Raw genomic sequence first — 18,947 nt, forward strand, 5'->3', positions numbered from 1 at the left:
CCCCATCGGGAAGATCCCTGAGCCTCACCGGAAATCGCGCGACCGGTGCCGCTCGGCGAGCGCCTGGGCGGCCTCGGGGTAGACCTGCGCGAGGCCGCCGATCCGCACGGCGATCAGGTTCGTGGCGCCCTCGTTGCGCTCGAGCCTGCCCTCGATCAGCAACGCGTTGACCGAGGACACCAGCTTGCGGTGCCGCTGCCAGACGGTCTCGTTGCAGACCACGTTGAGCATGCCGGTCTCGTCCTCCAGGTTGAGGAAGGTGACCCCGCCCGCGGTCCCCGGGCGCTGGCGGTGGGTGACCAGCCCGGCGACGGTGAGGGTGCGCCCGGTGCCGTACGCGGGCAGCTCGGTGATCGCCGGGATGCCGTACTCCTTCAACCGGGCCCTGACGTGCGCGAACGGGTGCCCGTCGGGGCTGACGCCGGTCGCCCACAGATCGGCCAGGGTCTCCTCGACAGCGTGCATCGCGGGCAGCTGCGGCGCCTCGATCGCCAGCCCGATCCCCTCGAGCTGGTCGGGTCGCTCGGTCCAGCCGGCGGCCCACAGCGCCTGGCGACGGTCCTGGCCGCCGAAGGCCTCGGCGAAGACGCCGGCAGTGGCGAGCGCCTCCAGCTGGGCACGCTCCAGGCCGGCGCGCCGTGACAGGTCGAGCTGGTCGCGGAAGGGCCGCTCCGCCCGGGCGGCGACGATCCGCTCCGCGACCTCCTTGCCGATGCCGCGCACCGAGTCGAGTCCGAGCCGTACGGCGAACGCCCCGTCGCGACGGTGCTGCGGCGTCGGGTCGGGGGTGCCGGGGACCCACGGGGTGCCCTCCTGAGGTCCGTCGCGCAGGCACTCCGCTCGCCACGGACGTCGAGCCTGTCGAGACGTCTCGGCAGGCTCGACGTCCGTGGGCTCCAGGTCGGCGACGGCGGCGGAGCGCAGCAGCGAGGGCCGCAACACCTCCACGCCGTGGCGGCGGGCGTCCTGGGTGAGCGACTGGGGTGAGTAGAACCCCATCGGCTGGGCGCGCAGCAGCCCGGCCAGGAACGCGGCCGGGTAGTGCAGCTTGAACCACGACGAGGCGTAGACCAGCTTGGCGAAGGAGAGCGCGTGCGACTCCGCGAAGCCGAAGCTCGCGAACGAGATGATCTGGGTGTAGATCGCCTCCTGCTGCACGGCGTCCAGGCCCTTCTCGGTCATCCCCTCGAAGAGCTTCGCGCGCAGCGACTCGATCCGCTCCACCCCTCGCTTGGAGCCCATCGCGCGGCGCAGCAGGTCGGCGTCGTCGGCGCTGAAGTCGCCCAGGATCCGGCCCATCTCGATGAGCTGCTCCTGGAAGATCGGCACCCCGCGCGTACGCCCGAGGACCTCCTTGTCGGCGAGCAACGGGTGCGCGAAGGTGGTCGGCTCCTTGCCGGTCGCGCGCCGGACGTACGGGTGCACGGCGCCACCCTGGATCGGGCCGGGCCGGATCAGGGCGATCTCGATCGCCAGGTCGTAGAAGCAACGCGGCCGCAACCGCGGCAGGGTGCCGATCTGTGCCCGGGACTCGACCTGGAAGACGCCGATCGAGTCGGCCCGGCAGAGCATGTCGAAGACGGCCGGCTCCTCCTTGGGGATGGTCGCCAGCTCCCACGCATCCCCGCAGTGCTCGCGTGCCAGCGTCATCATGTGGTCGAGCGCGGAGAGCATGCCGAGGCCGAGCAGGTCGAACTTCACCAGCCCCATGTACTCGCATCCGTCCTTGTCCCACTGCAGGACGGTCCGCTTCTCCATCCGGGCCCGCTCGATCGGCACCACCTCGCCGATCGGCCGCTCGGTGAGGATCATCCCGCCGGAGTGGATCCCGAGGTGGCGTGGCGCCGACAGGAAGCCCTCGGCCAGCTGCCGCACCTGCGCGGGCAGCCCGGCCTCCTCGTCGATCCCGCTCCAGCTCTGCAGCCCCTTGGACCAGGCGTCCTGCTGGCCCGGTGAGTAGCCCAGCGCCTTGGCGGCGTCGCGGACGGCCATCTTCGGCCGGTAGGTGATGACGTTGGCGACCTGGGCCGCGTTGCGCCGGCCGTAGGTGTCGTAGACCCACTGGATCACCTCCTCGCGCCGGTCCGAGTCGAAGTCGACGTCGATGTCGGGCTCCTCGAGCCGGTGCTCGGAGATGAACCGCGCGAACGGCAGGGCGTAGTAGACCGGGTCGATCGCGGTGATCCCCAGCGCGTAGCAGACGGCGCTCGCCGCAGCGCTCCCTCGGCCCTGGCACAGGATCCTCTGGCTGCGGGCGAAGCGGACGATGTCGTGGACGATCACGAAGTAGCCCGGGAAGTCCTTGCGGATGATCGTGGCGAGCTCGTCCTCGACCCGCTGGCGCGCCTTGGCCACGAAGGCCGGGTCGTGGGCGTACGGCTTCTCGTACCGCTCCACGAAGCCCCGCTCCGTCAGGACCCGCAGCCAGCTGGCGGCGGTATGACCCTCGGGGATGCGGCGCTTGGGCAGCTCGGGCTTGGCCTTCTGCAGGTCGAAGGCGCAGGCGTCGGCGATCTCGACGCTGCGCGCCACCGCGCCCGGATGACGACGCCATCGCTCTGCCATCTCTGCACCGGAGCGGAGGTACGCGGGCGCGCTCGGCAGCCAGCCGTCCATCTCGGCCAGGCTGCGACGGGCGCGGATGGCGGCCATCGCGGCCGCCAGCCTGGTGTGCTCCGGGCGGGCGGCGTGGACGTTGCCGGTCGCCACGATCGGGAGGCGCAGATCACGCGCGAGCCCGGCGAGGACATCGTGAGTCGTCGAGTCCTCTGGGGAGCCGTGCCCGGTCAGCTCGACCACCACGTTGTCGCGCCCGAAGCGGCCCACCAGGCGGTCGATCGCCTCGCGCGTACGGAAGCCCTTGCGGCAGCCCGTCAGGACGAGCCACTCCCCCTGCGCCCGCTCGGCGAGCTCGTCGAGGTCGTAGACCGGCCGGCCCTTCTCGTCCCCGCGCAGCTGGGCGTCGGTGATCGCCGCGGAGAGCCGGTGGTAGCCCTCGACGCCCCGGGCGAGAACCAAGAGATGGGTGCCCCCTGTGCTTGCTCCAGGGTCGGGGACACCGAGCTGGGGCGCGGTCAGGCCGAGGGAGAGCTCGGCGCCGTAGACCGTCCGGAAGCCGGCCGCCGCCTTCCCCGCCTCCGCGAACAGCGGCGCACCGTAGAAGCCGTCGTGGTCGGTCAGCGCCATCCCGTGCAGTCCGAGCCGGACCGCCTCGGAGACCAGCGCCCGCGGATCGCTGGCACCGTCGAGGAAGCTGAAGGTCGAGTGGGCGTGCAGCTCGGCGTAGGGCGTGACGGGCCCCTCGGGCCGCTGCACGTCGAGCGTCTCGATCCGCTTCCGGTGCCGGGAGATCGGGGCGTCGCCGTGCGGGTCCCTCGGCGCGGGCTTCCCGGAGAGCCGGCGCTCGAGCTCCCGCCAGGAGATCGGTGGGTTGTTCCAGCCCATCAGACGGTCCCTCCCCACCGGGGGTCGAGGTGCGAGCACAGCGAGCCTCGAACCCGACCGACCACCGCGCTAGTCATACGCCGCCTCCGTCACCCAGGCCGTGCCGTCGAACGTGACCAGCCAGGCGCGGCCGTCGACGCCGACCATCTGGAAGCGCAGCATCGGGCGGCCCCCGCCGCCCTCCCACCAGCGCTCGTCGACCGGCCACGGGCCGGCCCAGGCGGCGACCGGCTGCCACTCCTCGCCGGCGCCGGGACGGAAGCGGGCCGGGTCGCCCGTCATGGAGCCACGGTCGAGCACGGTGACCGCGCGGCCGGCGGCGTCGAGCACACCGGCCTCCCACGGGGTCGCGAACACCCGGGCCGGGGCCGGGGCCGGGATCGAGCCGGGCCACGGCAGCGCGCGCGGGCGCAGCGCCGGGGCCTTCTCGCCCCAGGGCACCAGCGCCTGCCGGTCGGCCGGGCTGCGACCGCCCTGCAGCACCGGCGCGACCACCGCGCCCTGGCCGAGCATCCCCTGCACCCGCGCCACGCCGCGCTCGACCCGGGCGTCGGTACCGCCCCAGAGCCCGTCGGCGTGGTCGGACTCGGGGACGACGGTCTCCGGGGTGAGCCGGACACGGGTGATCGCGGAGCGGATGTCCCCGACCCGCAGCGAGCCGACCAGCTGCCAGTGCAGCCGGTCGATCAGGTCGGTGGCGGCGAACCAGCGCGGGTGCAGCCAGCGCCGCTCCGAGGCGAGCGCGCCGTCGGCCTCCACCGCGATCACCACCTCGGTGCAGACCAGCTGACGCTGACCGAGCTGGGCGACGAACCGCTCCGCGGTCTGACGGGTGGAGAAGCAGACCGTCTCGGCGGAGTCGAGCGCCGGCTCGAAGTCGATCTCGCAGGTCAGCTCGGGCGGAGGGGTACGGGCGGCGAGCGGGCGAGCCCCGCCGCCGTGGACGACCCGGTGGACCCAGGCGGCCCGGTCGCCGAAGCGGGACCGCACGGTCGCGGCCGGCAGCCCGGCCAGGTCGCCGAGGGTGGTCAGCCCCAGGCGGCGCAGCAGGCTCACCGTCTCCGGCTCGTCGAGGACCTCGAGCGGCAGGGCCCGGAGGAACTCCCCCGATGCTCCCTCGGCGATCACCGTCGTCTCCTGCACCGCGGCCCGTCGGGCGGCCTGCTCGGCGGTGAAGAGGTCGTCGGCGACACCGAGCCGGACGTCGCGCACACCGAGCCCGACCAGGCACTCGGCGATCACCGCGCCGGCCTCGGGCTCGCCGCCGTAGAACCGGCCCGGCGAGCGCAGCGCGGCCAGGCCCGGGCGCAGCGGCGCCACGCCGGGGCGCAGCTCCTCGAGCGCGGCGAGCACCCGCTCGAAGGCGCGCACCTCCCGTTCGGGGACCTCGTCGAGCAGGACCAGCTCGGGGCAGCGGGCCTGGGCGTCGCGGCGCCGCATCCCCCGGCGGACGCCGAAGTCGCGGGCGGCACCGTTGCAGGAGTGCACCGCGTTCGCGACCAGGACCGCCGCCGGCAGGTGGGTGGGCAGGTCGCGCTCGGCGAGCGCGGCGACCACCGGCCAGTCGGGGCACCAGACGACGAGGATCCTTCGAGACGCTCGCTGCGCTCGCTCCTCAGGAACCCTGTGCATCAGACCGCCACCTCCCCCAGCACGACCGAGGAGGCCTGCTCCACGCCGGCCGCGAGCGGCGTGCCGTCGGGTCCCGGGAAGAGCAGGGTCGTACGCCGGGGCGGCGCGGCTCCGCGCCGCACCTCCACCACGACCTCGCGCGAGCGCAGGTACCCCTCGCCGCGACCGAGCCCGGACCAGCGCGGCGCGACGACCCGGGCGGCCGCCTCCGCCCGCGGCCAGGGGCCGAGGGAGAGCAGGGCCGCACCGCGCTTGCGCAGCCGGGCCGACATCTTGGCCGCGACCGCCTCCGCCACCCGGTCTCCCGGACGGACCAGCACCAGCGAGGCGACGTCGACCAGGGCCGCCGTCGCCTCCAGCCAGGACGGGCCGGGGTCGGGGACCAGGATGGTCCGCTCCAGCACCACGCCGAGCTCGGCGGCGGCCTCGGCGCCGAAGTCGGGCATCCCCACCACCGCGCACCAGGCGCCGCCGCGGGAGGGGCCGGCGAGCAGCGCGAGCGCGAGGCTGGCACCCTCGACCTGGTAGCTCCCACCGGCTCGCAGCCGCAGCACCTGGGCGAGTCCGGGCAGGGACTCCAGCTCGGGCCGGGCCATGTCGCCCGGGCCGCCGAGGCCGCCCTCCATCCGGCGCATGCGCTCCCGCAGCCGGTCGAGATCGACCCGGGTGTCACCATCGGCGAGAAGAGCAGGGCGCTCGCTTCGCTGGTGCCGCTCCTCGCTACGTCGCCTTGCCACTCATCCATGTTCGAACATTTGTTCGAACAAATCAAGCCGGAGCCGGGTTCTCAGGCGTGCTCCCAGAGACGTCGTACGCGGAACGGGGCGAGGGCCTCACGCACGATCCCGGCGGCGCACCAGCCGCCTCAGGCATGCGTGGCGACGTACGCCTCGACCTTCGCCCGGGGCTCGGCGCCGAGCGCGGCCATCGCCGCGGGGACCGCCGCGAAGGCGGGACGTCGACTGTGGTCGAGGTTCATCGCCTGGAAGAGCGCCGTGGCGGTCAGCCCGTGCCCGGGCCGGTGGATCACCTCGATCTCGTCGCCTGCCTGGAGGACGCCCTCCTCGATCACCCGGAGGTAGGGCCCGGGCCGGCTCTCGGCGGCGAACCTCTTGGCCCAGCCCTTGTTGTCGGCGCCGATGACGCCCATCCAGTTCTTGAAGTCGTTGCACGGGGTGCGGATCGAGCAGACCTCGAGCACGACGGTGCCGATCCGCCAGCGCTCCCCCACCTCGGCCTCGTTGACGTCGATCCCCTCGGTGGTGAGGTTCTCGGCGAAGGAGCCGTTGCGCAGCTCGATCCCGAGGCGGTCGGCCCACAGGTCGAGGTCCTCGCGGGAGAAGGCGTAGACGGCCTGGTCCGGGCCGCCGTGGTGCTTGGTGTCGGAGACGACGTCACCCACCAGGCCGTTGCGGTGCACCTTGACCGGGCCCTCGACGACGCTCTTCTCCATCGACGTGTAGCCGAGATCGGCCCACTCGACGTCCCGGGGTCGACCGACGTTGACGGAGATGACGCGAGGCATGGGCGCATTCTGCTCGCCTCCGCCCTCCTTCGCCATTCGGTTCCCGACGGCACGCTGTGCGCGGCCCGGATTCGGCGTTAGCGTCCGGGCATGGGATTCGCCAGCGACCTGGGCTACGAGCACCGCACCCCCAACACCCTGCAGCGCGGCATGCAGGCGTTCGGCGCGAGCGCGGTCGGCGCGACGATGTTCAAGCTGACGCTGGCGCACATCGACGACGTCGTCGCGCGGATGAGCAAGGGACAGCAGAGCGTCCCCGGAGTCCTCGCCGGACTGCCGGTGCTCGACATCGTCACCACCGGGCGCCGCAGCGGCGAGCCGCGTCGCACCCACCTCATCGCCGTCCCGTACGAGGAGACGCTCGCCCTGATCGGCTCCAACTTCGGCTCTGCCACGACGCCGGCCTGGGTCTTCAACCTCGAGGCCAACCCGCGCCTCACGGTGAGTTATCGCGAGGCGACGATCGATGCGCTGGCGCGGCCAGCGACCGACGAGGAGGCCGCTGTGGTGCTCGACCGCTCGGAGTCGATCTATCCCGGCTACCGGCGCTACCAGCGCCGGATCACCGATCGCCGGCTGCGGATCTTCATCCTGCAGCAGCGCTGAGCCGCGCCGCCGGGAGGCCTCAGTCCTGGACGGCCTTGGCGATCGTCAGCATCATCGAGGTCCACGTGCGGTCCGGGGCGGCGTTGGCAAGCAGCTCGCCCTTGATGTTGACCATCATCCGCACGATCACCCAGGCACGAGCGCGGTCCTCGTCGAGGTCGGCGCCGTCGACCAGCGCGAAGAACCGGTCGCGGATGCCGTCGCGGACCCGCCCGGCGAGGTCGTCGAAGCGGTTCCAGAGCATCGGGGCGAGCTCGTAGTGCGGGTCACCCGACAGCGGCTTGGGATCGATCGCCCGCCAGGTGTCGTCGACCGGGTCGCGCAGCACGTTGGCATAGTGCAGGTCGGTGTGGATCAGCGTGCCGTCGCATGCCGGGTCGGCGGCGAGGTCCTTCGCCAGCGCCCGGGCGTGCTCGACCATCCGGCGCGGCAACGGCGCCCCCTTGGGCAGCGCACCGAGCTCCTCGACCCAGCGCCCGGCCTGCTCGGAGAGGAGCCGCAGCTGCGGCGGCGCCGGCACGTGCAGGCGCCGGTAGAGACCGGCCACGATGCCGCAGGCATCGAGGTCCCACTGGTCGCCGAGGTCCTCGGCATCGAGCCGCTCGAGCAGGAGCGCCCAGCGGTGCGGGTCGGCCTTGAGCAGCTGTACGGCACCCCGGCCGTGCCAGTGCTGCAGGGCGAGCGCCTCGTGCTCGGCCTCCGGGTGCGGCCAGCCGACCTTGAGCATCGCGGGCCGTCCGCCCGGCGTCCGTACGGGCAGGACGAGTGCGGTCTCCCCGTGCGCAGTCTCGCCGTCGGGCGTCAGCGACCACTCCTCGAGCAGCTCCCGCACCAGTCGGGGCAGCCGATCGATCCAGGCGGCCCACTCCGGCCCGCGCTCGGCATGGGCGAGCAGGGTCGGCGGGATCACGCGACGACCCTAGCCAACCGATCACTTGCCGGATTGGAAAGCACGCGATAGCTTGCTGATATGGAAAGCGATGAGATCCGTGCGGCGCTCCGCGGCGCCGATCGGGCCGAGGCTGCGCCGTGGACCGACTATCCGCCGACCCCGCGCTGGTATCCGCTCGCCGTCGGCCTCTGGGCGGCCCTCGTGACCCTCGCTCTCGGGCTGCTCGACGACCCGATCCGGCTGCTGGCGGTGCTGGCGCTGATCGCGGCCGAAGCCGGGTTCGTGCGCTGGTACGTGCGCTATCGCGGCGGCGTGATGCCGACCGGGCCGGCGCCTCGCGAGTTCCATCGCCCGATCTGGCTCTTCGTCGCCGGCGCCACGCTGTGCGTGCTCGGCACCGCCGCTCTCGGAATCTGGATCAGCCCGTGGCTCGGCGCGGCGTTCGCCCTGGCCAGCGTCACTCCGGCGATCGCTCGGTACGAGCAGGCCTACGCGGCCGCAGCGCGCCGCGCTCGCGAGCGGCTCGGATGAGCGAGGCCACCGGCTCCGCCCTCGACGGGCTCGACCCGACCCTGACCGCGCCCAAGCGGCTCGCCGCGATGGCGCTGCTCAGTCGCTCCGCCGGAGCCGACTTCGGTGCGCTCCGCGCCCACCTCGGCGTGAGCGAGTCCGACCTGTCCAAGCAGATGACAGCGCTCGTCACCGCCGGCTATGCGACGGCGCGCAAGAGCGGACGGGGCCGCGGCAGCACGACGACGTACCAGGCGACCGGTGCCGGCAGGAAGGCGTACGCCCGCCACCGGGCGGCGCTCGAGGCGATCCTCGCCGGCACGCCACCGCAGCCCTGAGCTTCGCATGCCGACGCACCGGCGGATCAGCGTGCGGTGCCGACCAGGTAGGCGGTGCGGACGGCACGGTGGTGCACGTCCTTCAGGTCCTCCACCTGCCGCACCCACCACAGCGGCCTGGTCCGGATGATGCCGTCGTCCCGGCGCGGTCCGTAGACGTCGCCACCGGCATCGCACGAGTCGAACCCGACCCAGCGCGGGTGACCGGACGGCACTCCCCACGCCCCGCCGATCCGGATCTGGCAGTAGGTGCCGTCGAACAGGCTCATCGCCAGCGGCGTCGCGACCGCGGGCTTCGCGACCTGGGGGAACGTGCCGGCGTACCGCACCCGGACGAGCTCGTGCTGGCGCGGGTCGCGCACGCACAGCACGGTGTGGTGCGCCGAGCGCCAGCACGCCGGGAGGTAGGCGGCCGAGGGCGAGCAGGAGGCGATCCCGGACCGGACCGCGGCGGACGACGCCGTGTCGCAGAAGGCCCGGCCACGCTCGCGACGCACGGTCCAGCCCGACGAGGGGGTGCCGTCCGCCCGCACGGGACGCACCACCACGACGGACGTCACCGGCCCGGAGGCCTGCGGGGCCGAACCGGTCCCGGCGTACGACGGCGGGGCGAGCAGGACGGTCAGGCCGGATGCGGCCAGCAGCAGGACGGACAGGATCGCGCGCACAGGAACCTCCGGAGTAGGCGTACGTCTCTACGACGCCACACCCACCCGAGAGGTTGCAAGCGCCCGGCCCGCCTCTCGGACCGCTTTTCTCAGGAGCCGACGCTGTCCCAGGTCTCGACCAGGATCCCGCGGTGCGTCGGCAGGGCGTCACGATGCATCAACGCGCCGTCGGAGGTGAGGCACACGAAGACACCGCGCCGGTCGTCACTGCAGATGTCGCGCCGGACGAGCCCGGCCTTCTCCAGCCGCGCGACGGCGCGAGACAGCGCACTCTGACTCAGGTGGCTGTCGCGGGCGAGGTCCTGCATGCGGTAGCTGCCGCAGTTCGCGTCGACCAGGCGATCGAGGGTCTCGAACTCGCTCAGCCCGATGCCGTGCCGGTCCTGCAGGGCCTTCTCGAGGGCCGCGCTGAGCATCGCGTGGCGATCGAGCAGCACCCGCCACTCCTCGAGTCGCTCCTGCGGACAGCCGCCCCCGGTCTCCACCGCTGAAGGGGCCGCGGATCCTGTCGCCATGTCGCGCATGCTAGCCGGTTTCACTAACAATTGCACAAACATTATTTGTCCTTGCATTCAATGCACACGCATGGAATGGTCGGATCCATGACCTCCTCCCCTCCACCTGATGAGCACCCGCAGGCCGTCGGCATCTCCTGGCGGGCCCGGACCTGGGCCATGCTGCTCACCCTGTGCATCGTGCTGTTCCTCGACGGGCTCGACGTCTCGATGATCGGCGTCGCGCTCCCCTCGATCGGCAAGGAGCTCGACCTCTCGACCTCGACGCTGCAGTGGCTGGTCAGCGGCTACGTCCTCGGCTACGGCGGGCTCCTGCTCGTCGGCGGACGCACCGCGGATCTGCTCGGGCGCCGGCGCGTCTTCCTCATCGCGCTCGCCGTCTTCGCCGTCGCCTCGCTCGCCGGCGGCCTGGTGAGCACCGGGCCCCTGTTGATCCTCACGCGGTTCGTGAAGGGCCTGGCCGCGGCGTTCACCGCACCGACCGGACTCTCCATCATCACGACCAACTTCGCCGAGGGCCGGGCCCGCAACAAGGCCCTGTCGATCTACACGGTCTTCGGCGCCGGCGGCTACTCCTCCGGCCTGATCTTCGGCGGCCTGATGACCGACGTCGGCTGGCGCTGGACCTTCCTGCTGCCCGTCCCCGTCGCGCTGATCGCCCTCGCGGCGGCCTCCGTCCTGGTGCCGCGCGACCGGCCCGCCGAGGAGGGCGGCCACGACCTCTGGGGCGCGCTCCTCTCGGCGGCGCCGATGCTCCTGCTCGTCTACACCGTCGTCGAGGCGCCCAGCCACGGCTGGGCCTCCCCGCGGACGATCGGATCCTTCACCCTCGTCGTCGCGCTGTTCGCCGCGTTCGTCACCGTCGAGCAGCGGGTCAGGCACCCGCTGATCCGACTGGGGATCCTGCGCAAGCCGACCCTGCTGCGGGCGAGCCTGGCGATCATCGCCATCGCCGGCTCCTACTTCAGCTGGCAGTTCCTGGTGACGCTCTACCTACAGGACACGCTGGGCTGGTCACCGATCCGGCTCGCGATGGCGCTGCTGCCGGTGGGGCTGATGGTCACCGGGTCGGCGTTCGTGTCCGGTCGCCTCGTCGACCGCTTCGGCACCGGTCCCATCATCGCGGTGACGATGGCGGTCATGGCGATCGGCTACCTCGCCTTCCTGCGGATCGACACCGCGCCGTCGTACTGGACGATGCTGCTGCCCGCCGTCGTGCTGATCGGTGCGGGCTGGATCGGCTTCCCCGCCGTCAACATCCAGGCCACCAGCGGCATCGAGGACGAGGAGCAGGGCCTCGCGGCCGGAGTGCTTCAGACCTCGATGCAGGTGGGCTCGGCGATCGTCCTGGCGATCACGACGGCCATCGTGGCGTCGTCGGCTCCGGTCGGTGACGCGACACCGCAGGCGGTGCTCGACGGCTACCGGCCGGGCCTGGCCTTCGCCGGCGCCGTCGCGATCGCCGGCGCCGCGATCGCCCTGCTCGGGGTGGTCCGGCGCCGTGAGGTGCCCGCGCAGGACGCCGAGCTCGAAGAGCTGCCGGAGGAGTACGCCGCCTGACGGCCCCCGCACAAGAGACAGGCCGGCCTGGGCGCGATGCGCCCGGGCCGGCCTGGTGGTGTGTCGCTCTGCGACTACTTCTTGGCCTTCTCCGCCGGCTGGGTGGTCGAGAGCGCGGCGACGAAGGCCTCCTGCGGGACCTCGACGCGGCCGACCATCTTCATCCGCTTCTTGCCCTCCTTCTGCTTCTCCAGCAGCTTGCGCTTACGGCTGATGTCGCCGCCGTAGCACTTGGCGAGGACGTCCTTGCGGATGGCGCGGATGGTCTCGCGGGCGATCACGCGCGCGCCGATGGCGGCCTGGATCGGGACCTCGAACTGCTGGCGCGGGATGAGCTCGCGCAGCTTGCCGGCCAGCATCACGCCGTAGCCGTACGCGGCGTCGCGGTGCACGATCGCGGAGAACGCGTCGACGGGCTCGCCCTGGAGCAGGATGTCGACCTTCACCAGGTCGGCGGCCTGGTCGCCGGAGAACTCATAGTTGAGCGAGGCGTACCCCTTGGTCTTCGACTTCAGCTGGTCGAAGAAATCGAACGCGATCTCGCCCATCGGCAGGATGTAGCGCATCTCGACGCGGTCCTCGGAGAGGTAGTCCATACCGAGCAGGGTGCCGCGCTTCATCTGGCACAGCTCCATGATCGTGCCGATGTAGTCGGCCGGGCTCAGGATGGTGGCCTTCACGATCGGCTCGCGGACCTCGTTGACCTTGCCGTCGGGGTACTCCGACGGGTTGGTCACCTCGATCTCGGTGCCGTCCTCCATCGTGACGTTGTAGACCACGTTGGGGGCGGTCGAGATCAGGTCGAGGTTGAACTCGCGCTCGAGCCGCTCGCGGGTGATCTCCATGTGGAGCAGGCCGAGGAAGCCGATCCGGAAGCCGAAGCCGAGCGCACCGGAGGTCTCCGGCTCGAAGGTGAGCGCGGCGTCGTTGAGCTGGAGCTTCTCCAGCGCGTCGCGCAGTGTCGGGTAGTCGTCGCCGTCGATCGGGTAGAGGCCGGCGAAGACCATCGGGTTGGGGTGGGAGTAGCCGCCGAGCGGCTCCTCGGCGCCGTTGTGCTGGCTGGTGACCGTGTCGCCGACGCGGGACTGGCGGACGTCCTTGACCCCGGTGATGAGGTAGCCGGTCTCGCCGACGCCCAGGCTGTCGCACTTGAGCGGCTCGGGGCTGATCACGCCGAGCTCGAGCATCTCGTGGGTCGCACCGCTCGACATCATCTTGATCCGGTCGCGGTGGGTGAGCTTGCCGTCGAAGACCCGGACGTAGGTGACCACGCCGCGGTAGGTGTCGTAGACGGAGTCGAAGATCAGCGCGCGGGCCGGCGCGTCCGGGTCGCCCACCGGGGCCGGGACCTGCTTGACGATCTCGTTGAGCAGCTCGGCGACGCCGAGGCCGGTCTTCGCGCTGGTCAGGAGCACGTCGGAGGGGTCGCAGCCGACCAGGTTGGCGAGCTCCTCGGCGTACTTCTCGACGTTGGCCGACGGCAGGTCGATCTTGTTGAGGACCGGGATGATGGTGAGGTCCGCGCCCATCGCCAGGTAGAGGTTGGCGAGGGTCTGCGCCTCGATGCCCTGAGCGGCGTCGACCAGCAGGATGGCCGCCTCACACGCCTGCAGCGAGCGGGAGACCTCGTAGGTGAAGTCGACGTGGCCCGGGGTGTCGATCATGTTGAGGATGTACGTGCCGGGCCCGGACTCGACACCATGGGCCTGGGCGGCTTCGTCCGTGACGGTCCACGGCATCCGTACGGCCTGCGACTTGATCGTGATGCCGCGCTCGCGCTCGATGTCCATCCGGTCGAGGTACTGCGCCTTCGCCTCGCGCTCCCCGACGACACCCGTCAGCTGGAGCATCCGGTCGGCCAGGGTCGACTTGCCATGGTCGATGTGGGCGATGATGCAGAAGTTGCGGATGATCGCGGGATCAGTGGATCCGGGCACAGGTGCGGTCATGGTGTCGGTCATCCTAGTTGTCGTGGCATCCACGACCCCCATCCCCATCGACTACCCCGTCGGCCGTACCGCGCGACGGCTCGGCTGGGTGCACCTCCCGCCGCGGGTCCGGGCCGAGGTGGAGCGCCGGCTGGGGTCGCCCGTCGTCGAGGACCTGTCGAGCCAGGCGGGCTTCACCCCGGGCCTGGCCTCGGTGCTGATCTGCGCCGACGGCACCCGGCACTTCCTCAAGGCCGCCTCGGCCAAGGCGCAGAAGGTGGTGGCCGATGCGTACCGCGGCGAGGTGTCGCGGCTGCGCGCGCTGCCGCCGTCGGCGCCGGCGCCCCGGCTGCAGTGGTCGACCGAGGTCGAGGACTGGGTGGTGCTCTGCATCGAGTACGTCGACGGCGCCTCCCCGGCACGACCCTGGTCCGCCCCCGATCTGGCGGCCTGCTCGGCGATGGTGGTGTCCGCGGCCGCAGTGCTGACGCCCGCGCCGGGTGTGGGCGTGCCGACCTTCGCCGAGGAGGTCGGCTCCTGGACGGGTCTGTGGCGCACCCACCTGTCCCACCTCTCCCATGCGGTCGAGTGCGGGGAGCTGGCGGCGCGGATCGAGGAGGTCGGCGCCGGCGAGACGCTGGTCCACGGCGACCTGCGCGAGGACAACCTCCTGCTCGGCGCCGGCGGGCAGGGGTGGCTCTGCGACTGGGCCTGGCCCTCGCGCGGCGCCGCCTGGCTCGACTCGCTGCTGCTCCTGATCGGGCCGCGCGGCGACGGCCACGACGTGGAGGCGCACATCGCGACCCATCCCCTGCTCGCCGCCGTGCCGGCCGACGACATCGACACCGTCCTCGCGCTCCACCTGGGCTACTTCACCGTCGCCGCCGACCTGCCGCGGGTGAGCAACTCCCCCTGGCTGCGCACGATGGCGGCCTGGCAGCGCGACGTGCTCCACTCCTGGCTGGCGGAGCGACGGGGCTGGAACGACTGAGTGGATTTGAGGCGTCTCGTACGCCGCTGGTACCGTTGGTGGTCGCGTGTTCGCAGTTGGGCCTCTCCCCTCTGATTTCCCCGAGGGGCCGGGCGGATCGCACCGAAGACCTAACTGAACCGAACCCCAAGGACTGAAAGAAGCACATGGCGAACATCAAGTCGCAGATCAAGCGCAACAAGCAGACCATCAAGGCCACCGAGCGCAACAAGGCCGTCAAGAGCGAGCTCAAGACCGCGATCCGGAAGGCCCGCGAGGCCGCCGACGCCGGCGCCGAGAACGCCGTCGAGCTGGCCCGCTCCGCGACCCGCCTGCTGGACAAGGCCGCCTCGAAGGGCGTCATCCACAAGAACCAGGCCGCGAACCGCAAGTCCTCGGTCGCCAAGAAGGCCGCCTCGCTCTGAGGCTCTGAGCCGTCCTCGAAGGCCCCGTCCCGCCAGGGACGGGGCCTTCGGCATTTCGCCGACTCGGCCCTCCGACACCGGCGACTCGGCCCTCCGACACCGCCGACTCGGCCCTCCGACACATGTGACAGGCTGACGCCATCATGACGAGCACACCGAGCGCCGCCGATGTCCTGGGCCGGGTGATCCTGGTGACCGGGAAGGAGGAGTTCCTCAGCGAGCGGACCGTACGGTCGGTGCGCGCCGCGGTGAAGGCCTATGACGCCGAGGCCGAGCTCTCCGAGGCGCTCGCCCACGACCTGACCCTCGGCACCCTCGGCGAGCTCAGCGCCCCGAGCCTGTTCTCCAGCGTGCGCTGCGTCGTCGTACGCGCCCTGGAGAACCTGCCCGACGAGTCGGTCGCGGGCCTCGTCGACTACGCCGGCACCCCCGCCGACGAGGTCGCGCTCGTGCTGGTCCACGGCGGTGGCGCCAAGGGCAGCGGCACCCTGACCAAGCTCCGCAAGCTCTCCTCCGTCACCGAGGTGAAGTCCGAGTCGATCAAGAGCTGGGACCTGCCGAAGTACGTCACCGCCGAGGCGAAGGCGCACGGCGCGCGGATCGAGACCGAGGCCGCCTCGTTCCTGATCCAGGCGGTCGGTGAGGACCTCCGGATGCTCTCCTCGGCCATCGAGCAGCTGGTCAGCGACTTCCCGGGCGTGACGATCGGCGAGCAGCAGGTGGCGCAGTACTTCGGCGGCCGCGCCGAGGTGAAGAACTTCGAGATCGCCGACGCACTGCTTGCCGGCCGGCGGCTCGAGGCGATGGAGGGCGTCCGCTGGGCGATCGAGTCCGGCACCAGCGCCGTCTACCTGCTCAGCAGCATCGCCGGTCAGCTGCGCACGCTGGCCAACTACGTCGGCGGGAACCGCAAGGAGATCAATCCGTACGCCCTCAAGAAGCTGCCCGCCATCGCGCGCGGCTGGGACGAGGACGGGCTCTCCGCCGCGATCCGCGCGGTCGCGCAGGCCGACGCGGACCTCAAGGGCGCGGCGAGCGACCCCGACTACACGCTCGAACGGCTGGTGCTGACGATCACGGGCCTGCGCCGCTGACGGGTGGTGCCCGGGGGCCGAGTCGGTGGTGCCCGGGGCCGAGTCAACGGGTCGTGAAGCCGAGCCCGTCGTCCCCCTCGGTGACGGCGACCGATCCGTCCTGATCGGTGCGCAGGACCCGTACGCCGGCGGCCGTGAGCGGGGTCAGGGTGGAGGCCGCCGGGTGGCCGTAGTCGTTGTCGGCACCGACCGAGGCGATCGCGATCCGAGGATGCAGGCCCAGCAGCCACTGCTCGTCCTGGTAGCGCGAGCCGTGGTGCGGGATCTTCAGCACGTCGACCTGCAGCCCGGGCAGGCTGCGGGCGATCGCCTCCTGGCCGTCCGGCTCGACGTCACCGGTCAGCAGGATCGAGACGCCGTGCGTACGGGCGAGCAGCACGACACTCGCGCCGTTGGCGGTCGAGCCGTCGCCGGGTCCGGTCGTGGGCGAGTCCGCCGTCGGCCACAGCACCTGGAGGGTCGCCTCCCCGACCTGCACCGTCGCCCCGTACGGCGCCGGCGTCGGCACCACCCCGGCTCGCTGGGCGGCTTGCTGGACCTCGGTGACCCCGTCGGGCGGATCCTGCAGGCGGGTGGTCCAGATCCGGCCGACGCGGCGCCCGTCGACGGCCGCGTCGATCCCGTCGACGTGGTCGGCGTGGAAGTGGGTCAGGACGAGTAGCGGCACGTCCCGGATCCCGAGCCGGTCCAGGCACTCGTCCATCGGCCTCGGGTCGGGCCCGGTGTCGACGACGATCCCGGCGTGCGGCCCGGTGCGCAGGACGGTCCCGTCGCCCTGGCCCACGTCGCACACCACGTAGACCCAGTCGGGCGGCGGCCAGCCCGGCGTGGGCCACCGGATCACCGTGACCACGACCAGGGCCAGACAGCAGCAGGCACCGATGCCTCGCTGTCGCATCAGCCGGGGTGCGCCCAGGGCGATCACGACGACGAGCAGCGTCAGGACCCCGATCCCGAGGACGCCGGTCCCCCAGTCGATCGCCGCGGTCGGCAGCGCCGCGCCGTGGCGCGCGACCGCGACGATCCAGGCCACGCACCACGACGCCAGCCAGCCGCAGCAACGCCCCAGCCACGGCCAGGCCAGGCCGAGGAGCCCGCCCAGGAGCCCGAGCACGGTGGCCGGACCGACGGCGGGCTCGGCCAGAAGGTTCGCCGCGACCGCCACGATGCTGACCTGTCCGGAGATGACGGCGATCAGCGGCGTGCAGGCGAGCTGGGCCGCCGCGGGCACCGCGATCGCCTCGGCGAGCCAACGCGGCAGCCAGTGGGCGAGCGCGTCGCGCCAGGCGGGTGCGAGCAGCAGGATGCCGGCGGTGGCGAGCACCGAGAGCACGAACCCGATCGAGATCGCCAGGCCCGGGTCGAGCAGCATCAGCGCCGTCACCGCCCCGCCCAGTCCGCGCAGTGCCCGGGAGCGGCCGTTGTGGCCCATCGCGAGCAGGCCGACGGCGCCCATCGCGGCCGCGCGCAGCACGCTCGGCTCGGTGCGCGCCAGGACGACGAAGCCGGCGATGCCCACGGCGGCGATCGCGGGAAGCCAGCGGCCGCGGACGCCCACCCAGCGGGCCACGATGAGCAGGAAGCCGACCACGAGGGTGAGGTTGGTGCCGCTGACGGCGAGCAGGTGGGTGAGCCCGGTCGTCCGGAAGTCGTCGGCAAGCGCGTCGTCGACACCGCTCTCGTCGCCGTCGACGAGCGCCGGGACGATCGCACGCTCGTCGGCGGGACGGCCCACGACCGAGGAACGGACGGCGGCACGCAGGTGGGCCGAGGCCCGCCACCACGGCCCCGGCCTGCTGACCGGGGTGGGGTCGGCGTGGGCCAGCAACAGCGCCGCGACGTCGGCCTCGTCGGCGGCGACCAGCCGGCCGGAGGTGGCGACCGTCGCCCCGAGCGGGACGTGAGCCCACGCCGCGTCTCCGAGCAGGATGACCGGCGCACGGACGGCGAAGATGTGGCCGCGACCGCTCACCCGGCGCACCTGCACCCGCAGGAGCTGCTGGGTGGCGTGCGCCTCGACCACCGTCCGTGGATCGGAGAACACCGTGGCGACGACGTCGACCTCCGCGCCGCGCTCGCCGAGCTGTGCCACCGGGTCGTGTCGCACCTGCAGCGTCCGGAACCCGGCCACCGCGAGCACCGCGAGCACCATCGCCAGCCCAGCCACGGCGGTGGCCCGCAGAGCCGGGCGTCGTACGGCGAGCGCGACGGCGCCGGCCGCTGCGCAGGCGACCAGGGCTCCGGCGGTCCGCGGCTGGTGCGTGGCGAGCGCGGCGAGCAGGCCACCGATCCAGGCGCACAGCCCGAGGAGCGGGAGCCGGAGATCCCGCATCGCCGTCAGACGGTGACGTGCGGGGTCAGCTTCTCCAGTGTCGCGGGGGCGACGGTAAGAGAAGAACCTATAGCGCGTCCACGCTCAGCCGAGACTGAAGGTACGCCCGCTCGGCCGGATGGCGCATGAACTCGAGCCGGTCCTTCAACGTCTGCTCGTCGACCCACAGCTCCTCGGCCGCCTCCGCGATGTCCCCCTGGGCCCACGCGAGCGCATCTCCAATCGCGTGGATCGACGGGAGCATCTTGCGGGCGGTCGCCTCACGCGCCTGGCGTTCCTCTTTCGCCACGAGCAGTGGCGGCATCGGGCCGCCGTTCAGGATGTGCTCAATCTCGTGCGCGATCGTGCAGCGCCGCTCCTCCTGCGTCATCCCGTTGGTTAGCCACACCGTCTTCGTGGCGTGGTGTGTCCAGCCGAGGATGCCCTCCGGGAGGTCAGCCCAGCGCAGGGTCCACGCGGTCAGGCCGCGGAACGTACGCCAGGGATGGGGATGCCACACGCTGCGGGA

The 18,947-nt window shown here is 72.3% G+C and carries 17 protein-coding genes; 7 read left to right on the plus strand and 10 right to left on the minus strand.

The features are described from left to right. Window positions 1-24: 24 nt before the first annotated feature. The 4 genes from ACZ5L9_RS20160 to ACZ5L9_RS20175 form a co-directional block, all read right to left on the minus strand. Window positions 25-3,444 (minus strand): error-prone DNA polymerase, encoded by a 3,420-nt coding sequence (locus ACZ5L9_RS20160; protein ID WP_464531749.1) that lies wholly within the window; start codon window positions 3,442-3,444, stop codon window positions 25-27. Between the two features lie 69 nt (window positions 3,445-3,513). Continuing rightward, entirely contained in the window at window positions 3,514-5,076 is a 1,563-nt protein-coding gene (locus ACZ5L9_RS20165) for a DNA polymerase Y family protein (RefSeq protein WP_464531754.1), read from the minus strand. Then, complete coding sequence (locus tag ACZ5L9_RS20170; protein WP_464531756.1) at window positions 5,076-5,813, minus strand: hypothetical protein; 738 nt, start codon at window positions 5,811-5,813, stop codon at window positions 5,076-5,078. Before ACZ5L9_RS20170 ends, ACZ5L9_RS20165 begins: the two co-directional genes overlap by 1 nt. Before the next feature lie 128 nt (window positions 5,814-5,941). Further along, complete coding sequence (locus ACZ5L9_RS20175) at window positions 5,942-6,601, minus strand: MOSC domain-containing protein (RefSeq protein ID WP_464531760.1); 660 nt, start codon at window positions 6,599-6,601, stop codon at window positions 5,942-5,944. Window positions 6,602-6,691: 90 nt separating this feature from the next. On the opposite strand from ACZ5L9_RS20175, the gene ACZ5L9_RS20180 reads away from it, so the two are divergent. Further along, the gene (locus ACZ5L9_RS20180) at window positions 6,692-7,207 is read left to right on the plus strand and encodes a nitroreductase family deazaflavin-dependent oxidoreductase (RefSeq protein ID WP_464531763.1); all 516 of its coding nucleotides are present in this window, start codon (window positions 6,692-6,694) and stop codon (window positions 7,205-7,207) included. 19 nt (window positions 7,208-7,226) lie between these two features. Here the strand turns inward: ACZ5L9_RS20180 and ACZ5L9_RS20185 are convergent, their stop codons facing one another. Continuing rightward, window positions 7,227-8,117, minus strand: a complete 891-nt coding sequence (locus tag ACZ5L9_RS20185; protein ID WP_464531767.1) for an aminoglycoside phosphotransferase family protein — start codon at window positions 8,115-8,117, stop codon at window positions 7,227-7,229. Between the two features lie 60 nt (window positions 8,118-8,177). Here ACZ5L9_RS20185 and ACZ5L9_RS20190 point away from each other — a divergent pair, with 60 nt between their 5' ends. Beyond that, window positions 8,178-8,630 (plus strand): hypothetical protein, encoded by a 453-nt coding sequence (locus ACZ5L9_RS20190; protein ID WP_464531770.1) that lies wholly within the window; start codon window positions 8,178-8,180, stop codon window positions 8,628-8,630. Next, window positions 8,627-8,947, plus strand: coding sequence for a transcriptional regulator (locus tag ACZ5L9_RS20195; RefSeq protein WP_464531775.1), 321 nt, complete (start codon window positions 8,627-8,629; stop codon window positions 8,945-8,947). Before ACZ5L9_RS20190 ends, ACZ5L9_RS20195 begins: the two co-directional genes overlap by 4 nt. Window positions 8,948-8,973: 26 nt before the next feature. Here the strand turns inward: ACZ5L9_RS20195 and ACZ5L9_RS20200 are convergent, their stop codons facing one another. After that, a complete protein-coding gene (locus tag ACZ5L9_RS20200; protein ID WP_464531779.1) occupies window positions 8,974-9,615 on the minus strand; it encodes a hypothetical protein in 642 nt (213 codons plus the stop codon). An 89-nt stretch (window positions 9,616-9,704) separates the two neighbouring features. After that, window positions 9,705-10,130, minus strand: coding sequence for a MarR family winged helix-turn-helix transcriptional regulator (locus ACZ5L9_RS20205; RefSeq protein WP_464531783.1), 426 nt, complete (start codon window positions 10,128-10,130; stop codon window positions 9,705-9,707). Window positions 10,131-10,217: 87 nt separating this feature from the next. Here ACZ5L9_RS20205 and ACZ5L9_RS20210 point away from each other — a divergent pair, with 87 nt between their 5' ends. Beyond that, window positions 10,218-11,690: an MFS transporter gene (locus ACZ5L9_RS20210; RefSeq protein WP_464531788.1), complete on the plus strand. Its 1,473-nt coding sequence runs from the start codon at window positions 10,218-10,220 to the stop codon at window positions 11,688-11,690. A gap of 74 nt (window positions 11,691-11,764) precedes the next feature. Here ACZ5L9_RS20210 and lepA read toward each other — a convergent pair whose 3' ends face one another. Further along, a complete protein-coding gene (lepA, locus tag ACZ5L9_RS20215; protein ID WP_464531792.1) occupies window positions 11,765-13,639 on the minus strand; it encodes a translation elongation factor 4 in 1,875 nt (624 codons plus the stop codon). 22 nt (window positions 13,640-13,661) lie between these two features. On the opposite strand from lepA, the gene ACZ5L9_RS20220 reads away from it, so the two are divergent. The 3 genes from ACZ5L9_RS20220 (at window position 13,662) to holA (ending at window position 16,107) form a co-directional block, all read left to right on the plus strand. Next, on the plus strand, window positions 13,662-14,609 hold the full coding sequence (locus ACZ5L9_RS20220) for a phosphotransferase (protein ID WP_464531796.1): 948 nt from the start codon (window positions 13,662-13,664) through the stop codon (window positions 14,607-14,609). A 146-nt stretch (window positions 14,610-14,755) separates the two neighbouring features. Beyond that, entirely contained in the window at window positions 14,756-15,013 is a 258-nt protein-coding gene (gene rpsT, locus ACZ5L9_RS20225; RefSeq protein ID WP_464531800.1) for a 30S ribosomal protein S20, read from the plus strand. Window positions 15,014-15,156: 143 nt separating this feature from the next. Next, the gene (holA, locus tag ACZ5L9_RS20230; RefSeq protein ID WP_464531804.1) at window positions 15,157-16,107 is read left to right on the plus strand and encodes a DNA polymerase III subunit delta; all 951 of its coding nucleotides are present in this window, start codon (window positions 15,157-15,159) and stop codon (window positions 16,105-16,107) included. Between the two features lie 43 nt (window positions 16,108-16,150). On the opposite strand, the gene ACZ5L9_RS20235 is transcribed toward holA, so the two are convergent. Together ACZ5L9_RS20235 and ACZ5L9_RS20240 are read right to left on the minus strand one after the other, a co-directional pair. Beyond that, window positions 16,151-18,439 (minus strand): ComEC/Rec2 family competence protein, encoded by a 2,289-nt coding sequence (locus ACZ5L9_RS20235; RefSeq protein WP_464531807.1) that lies wholly within the window; start codon window positions 18,437-18,439, stop codon window positions 16,151-16,153. A 67-nt stretch (window positions 18,440-18,506) separates the two neighbouring features. Then, window positions 18,507-18,938 (minus strand): ImmA/IrrE family metallo-endopeptidase, encoded by a 432-nt coding sequence (locus tag ACZ5L9_RS20240; RefSeq protein ID WP_464531811.1) that lies wholly within the window; start codon window positions 18,936-18,938, stop codon window positions 18,507-18,509. Window positions 18,939-18,947: the final 9 nt, after the last annotated feature.

Source organism: Nocardioides sp. JCM 18998 (assembly GCF_055391535.1).

What these genes read in the sequence shown, in the direction of transcription:
- ACZ5L9_RS20160 (WP_464531749.1), bottom strand. Translation starts at nt 3,444, where the DNA reads ATGGGCTGGAACAACCCACCGATCTCCTGGCGGGAGCTCGAGCGCCGG.
- ACZ5L9_RS20165 (WP_464531754.1), bottom strand. Translation starts at nt 5,076, where the DNA reads ATGCACAGGGTTCCTGAGGAGCGAGCGCAGCGAGCGTCTCGAAGGATC.
- ACZ5L9_RS20175 (WP_464531760.1), bottom strand. Translation starts at nt 6,601, where the DNA reads ATGCCTCGCGTCATCTCCGTCAACGTCGGTCGACCCCGGGACGTCGAG.
- ACZ5L9_RS20180 (WP_464531763.1), top strand. Translation starts at nt 6,692, where the DNA reads ATGGGATTCGCCAGCGACCTGGGCTACGAGCACCGCACCCCCAACACC.
- ACZ5L9_RS20190 (WP_464531770.1), top strand. Translation starts at nt 8,178, where the DNA reads ATGGAAAGCGATGAGATCCGTGCGGCGCTCCGCGGCGCCGATCGGGCC.
- ACZ5L9_RS20195 (WP_464531775.1), top strand. Translation starts at nt 8,627, where the DNA reads ATGAGCGAGGCCACCGGCTCCGCCCTCGACGGGCTCGACCCGACCCTG.
- ACZ5L9_RS20205 (WP_464531783.1), bottom strand. Translation starts at nt 10,130, where the DNA reads ATGGCGACAGGATCCGCGGCCCCTTCAGCGGTGGAGACCGGGGGCGGC.
- ACZ5L9_RS20210 (WP_464531788.1), top strand. Translation starts at nt 10,218, where the DNA reads ATGACCTCCTCCCCTCCACCTGATGAGCACCCGCAGGCCGTCGGCATC.
- lepA (WP_464531792.1), bottom strand. Translation starts at nt 13,639, where the DNA reads ATGACCGCACCTGTGCCCGGATCCACTGATCCCGCGATCATCCGCAAC.
- rpsT (WP_464531800.1), top strand. Translation starts at nt 14,756, where the DNA reads ATGGCGAACATCAAGTCGCAGATCAAGCGCAACAAGCAGACCATCAAG.
- holA (WP_464531804.1), top strand. Translation starts at nt 15,157, where the DNA reads ATGACGAGCACACCGAGCGCCGCCGATGTCCTGGGCCGGGTGATCCTG.
- ACZ5L9_RS20235 (WP_464531807.1), bottom strand. Translation starts at nt 18,439, where the DNA reads ATGCGGGATCTCCGGCTCCCGCTCCTCGGGCTGTGCGCCTGGATCGGT.